Consider the following 4122-nt stretch of genomic DNA (forward strand, 5'->3'; position numbering starts at 1 on the left):
TTTACACCTGCTATAGTTTCATTTCCAGTTTTTGTTACCTTATTGTCTATTTTCGAATTTAATTCCGTTTTTGCACCATTGATCTGCTGGGTTATTTTGGTATCCATAGCTTTAACTTGCGCATTAATATTGGCAATATCATACTCATTAGCTTTTGCAACAATTTTATTAATATATTCATTCTTCTTAGTTTCTAACTCTTGTTTATGCTCTTCCTTTTTATTTGATATTTCAGTTGTAGCTGTATTTTTAGCTTCGTTGACCAAATTTAAGGATGTGTTTTTTAACTGCGAAATTTGATTTGTAGCTGTATCGCTTATAGTTTGTATTTCTTGCAAGGCATTAGATTTTGCACTATCTAGCGCACCTGTTATTTGTGTATTTTTATTATCCAGTAAATCCAAAGCACCATCATATTTTTCTCTTAACTCTTGTAAGCTTTGTGATGCCAAATTTAAATCATTTACAACTTGCTCTAAGTCCGCCATTCTTTACTCCTTATAACTTAATTTAATTATTTTTTTATCCATTAAAACATTTTCGATTGAAAAAATGTGAGAATAAATTCCACCCAAATTATCTTTTATAATTTCATCAAATTTAGTTAGTTTTTCTTCGCTGGCTGTATCTAATCTGCTTATATTTTCATCTGTTTTATTTTGTATATTTGTTATACTTTCTTCACTGAGTGAATTAATAGAAGCTAATTTCTCATTAGTATTAGAATTAAATTCGTTAAGTTTGTTTTGATAATTTGAGTTAAAGTTGTTGATTAAAGTATCTAAATCTGATTTTCCTTGTGTTATGATAAGCTCTATTTGGTTTTTTTGAGCTAATATTCCACTTGTTTCATCTGTGATATCACTGGATACTTTCTTCATGGCATTAACCATACTTTGTTTAAGCTCTAATAAATAGCTTTCAATAGCTGTTTTATCATTAGCGAGTTCTGTTCTTGCTACTTCAGCCAATCTTCCTAAATCTTCATTAGCTATTTTAGATCTTTCTATAAAGTTAGCTAAAGCCACATCTACGGTATTTTTATTAGCTTCTACATATGCTTCAATTTGATTTTTTAGAGTCTCAATGCTTGAAATCTTAGCATCTACACTTGAGTTTGCTTGTGCTAATTTTAAATCAAGTTGCCCTTTTAATCTTTCGCCATAGCTTTCTAAATCTGCTTTTAGATTAGAAATTTCTGTTTTGAAATCGTTGATAATAGCTGTAAAACTTCTCATATCTTCGCTTATTTGTTCGCTTTGTTTTACTGCTTCTCTCAAATCATTTATAATTCCAGTTGATGAGTTTATAAGATCTTCTATTTTTAAAATATCTTCATATTTTCCTACTATTTCATCCTCTAAATTTTCGCAACGCTTTAATAAATCAATCATATTTTGATTTAATCTTTGATTTTCAAAAAGAATAGTGTTTATTTTAAGTTTTATTGTTGCTTCAGCATCATTAACTATATTTTGAACTTCTGATTTTACATTTTTAAAATTATTGGTTATAGATATAATCTCATTCTTTGTTGCCACGATATTTGAAACAAGTTTATTTACAAGCTCTATATTAGAATGCAAATCTTCTTTAATACTTTGTGCGTGTTCTAGTTCTTGTAAGATTTGTTGCTTAAGTTCTATGGATAAATCTAAATAGGATTTGGTAAGATTTTTGTTTTCCTCTATTTTTTTAAGACCTGCATTAAAATCAACAGCTATGTTGTAATATTCTTCAAGTTTTATTTTTATAATTTCAAAATTTTTATTAAACTCATTAAGTTCAGGATATTTGTCTTTAACAAAATTAACTCCATTGCTTATATCTTTTTCTGATTTTATAATGTTGTTGTAGATTTCTTCTATATTATTTAAAGTATTTTTTATTTCATTGCTTATTTTTTCAATTTCATTTCTTTTGTTTTTAGTAAAATCAGTATTGCTTTGAGTAAGCTCGCTATTTTTTACAACTAAATTTTTAAGCTCTAAAATTTGATTATAAAAATTATTAACTTGTTCTTTTAGTCCTACAATTTCTTCTATTCTGGTATTATCCAAAGCAGTAGCAACATTTGAAATTCTTGCCAAAACTTGATTTATAATCTCAAGTTTTTCTCTACCTGTTTTTAACTCATTTAAGCTTGTTCCCATTTTTAACCTTCATAATAATCACTATCTTTGATTCTCTTTTCACAAAAGAAAAGCAGATCATCCATGGCTAAAAGCCATTTTTTATCATCTAAATAAGCTATAAAATCAGCACTATTTATACTTTGAGCATAGTCTTTATAACTCAAAGCTCGATTAAATTTATTTGTAAAATTACACTCACAACCATGTTCTTTCATCATCAAGCTCCTTGCCATCGTTAGCTATATACTCATTAATTATCTTGTCACATAATGCCAGAAAGTCTTTTTCTTCGCATCTTGTAATCAAATAACAAACATAATTAATCACAGCAAAACTAAGTGCTTCATCTATCATTAAATGTTCTTTTTCATTGTCAAAATCAGGCTCATCAGGAATAATCAAAAAATGATTATTTCTAACTTGCCTGAAAACTTTTTCGCTTTGTTCTACATTTTTTAAAAGAACACTAGGAACACATTTTGATAAAATATAATAAAATGCTTCCATAAAATAGGCTTTCAAAACTTCATCATCTTCTATCATTTTGTAAGAATTTTTAACTTTAGCGATAATGAGTTTTTTAGCCATAATACAAAGCATTATGCACCTCTTGCTGCTTTTAAAACCGCTTTAGCCTTTGCATTATTTCCACTAGCTAATCCCACGCCTATAGCAAAAGCATCAGCATTTCTTACTTCTAAAGTGCTTTGCGTATAAAATCTTTTTGCTTTTGCAGTAATATCAGTTGGAACATCTTCAATCATAGTAGGAATATAAAGCCCATGTTTCATATACTCAAAATCCCCAGCAATTAAAACATCACCCAAACCATATTTAGGGCTTAATAATCTATGCATATGGAAATTTACCGTTCCAAAATCTGTTTCAAGGCTTACTACTTGTCCTGCTAGTTTTGTTTCATTGCCTAAAATTCTTGTAGCAAATTTATTGATAGCTCCTTTTAAGTCAGCTCCTAAAAAGACATCTTTAGGCGTAACTCCGCTATTCCAAATGGTTTGTAAGATTTGATTAAGTTTATCTTCTGTAAGTTCTGTTGCAGTTCCGCTCCAATCTCCTGTTTCATCAAAAGCTAATACATTTCCACGCTTTCCATCAGCAAAGCTATCCTTTCCTTTAGCGATATAATGAAAAAGTCCAGCCATTTCTCCACTTGTTGCTTCTTGTGCTTGAACATAATCTTTGAAAACTGATTTTTTTACATCACTATCTCTGCCTAGACCAAATAAAGCATATTCCATATCCATTTTATGTTCTTTGGTTTTTTTGCCTATTTGATACTCCATTTCATTTCCACCATATTGATTTGCTTTTAATAAAGCTTTTGATACCATGGCTTCGGTAATGAATATTTGAGTAGCATTTGTAGTTTTTTGAGCTGTGTTTTTTGTTTCCCCTACAAATTTACTCAATTCCAAATTTGCGTTCTTTTTTGGTTCTTCAAAAGTGTCTGTAAGCCAACTATGGGTTAAAGGATTTGTAACCTTTGAAGTGCCTATTTTATTTAGAATTGGTGTTTCAGTAGCTCCAATTTTAATAATCGTTTCATATATTGATTGTTTTAACTTAACATTTTCTGTTGCGGGTGCTGTATGTCCCATTGAAGGTAAAGCCATTTTTGAATTCTCCTTAGTTTAGTTTTAAGGATTTTTCCAAAAATAGCTATTTCAAAAATAGTGTGTTTTGAAACAAATTAGATATTTACACTTTTATAAAGTTCTAAACATTCTAAGAAATCATTTTGCATTCTTAAAAGTAGTTTATTCTCTTTGTTTTCATCATCTTTTAAATCTTTTAACATTTTTTCTAGCTTTAAGGCATAATTTTTAAAAGTTTTAAAATCAAAGGCATATAAACCATTTTTAGCCAATATACAATTTAATTTATCTTTAAAATTGTTTTTACTTTGTTCTAAGTCATATTTTAGGGCTTTAATCTCATTCTCATATTTTTGCTTTTGCTGTGCTAA

Annotated in this window: 4 protein-coding genes and 2 pseudogenes; all 6 read right to left on the reverse strand. The window is 28.6% G+C overall.

Translation table 11 applies throughout. The features are described from left to right. Positions 1–488: pseudogene (locus tag CCO88_RS10780) on the reverse strand (hypothetical protein); the annotation flags it as partial. A gap of 3 nt (positions 489–491) precedes the next feature. Further along, the gene (locus CCO88_RS09900) at positions 492–2153 is read right to left on the reverse strand and encodes a hypothetical protein (protein ID WP_002840969.1); all 1662 of its coding nucleotides are present in this window, start codon (positions 2151–2153) and stop codon (positions 492–494) included. Between the two features lie 2 nt (positions 2154–2155). Beyond that, positions 2156–2350, reverse strand: a complete 195-nt coding sequence (locus CCO88_RS09905; protein ID WP_002782214.1) for a hypothetical protein — start codon at positions 2348–2350, stop codon at positions 2156–2158. Then, positions 2331–2735 (reverse strand): hypothetical protein, encoded by a 405-nt coding sequence (locus tag CCO88_RS09910; RefSeq protein ID WP_002782213.1) that lies wholly within the window; start codon positions 2733–2735, stop codon positions 2331–2333. The genes CCO88_RS09905 and CCO88_RS09910 overlap by 20 nt, the downstream gene beginning before the upstream one ends. After that, positions 2735–3769: an SU10 major capsid protein gene (locus CCO88_RS09915; RefSeq protein WP_002840973.1), complete on the reverse strand. Its 1035-nt coding sequence runs from the start codon at positions 3767–3769 to the stop codon at positions 2735–2737. The genes CCO88_RS09910 and CCO88_RS09915 overlap by 1 nt, the downstream gene beginning before the upstream one ends. A 77-nt stretch (positions 3770–3846) precedes the next feature. Then, positions 3847–4122 (reverse strand): annotated as a pseudogene (locus tag CCO88_RS10545) (Rha family transcriptional regulator); the annotation flags it as partial.

It is taken from the genome of Campylobacter coli LMG 9860 (assembly GCF_000254135.1).
GTDB lineage: Bacteria > Campylobacterota > Campylobacteria > Campylobacterales > Campylobacteraceae > Campylobacter_D > Campylobacter_D coli.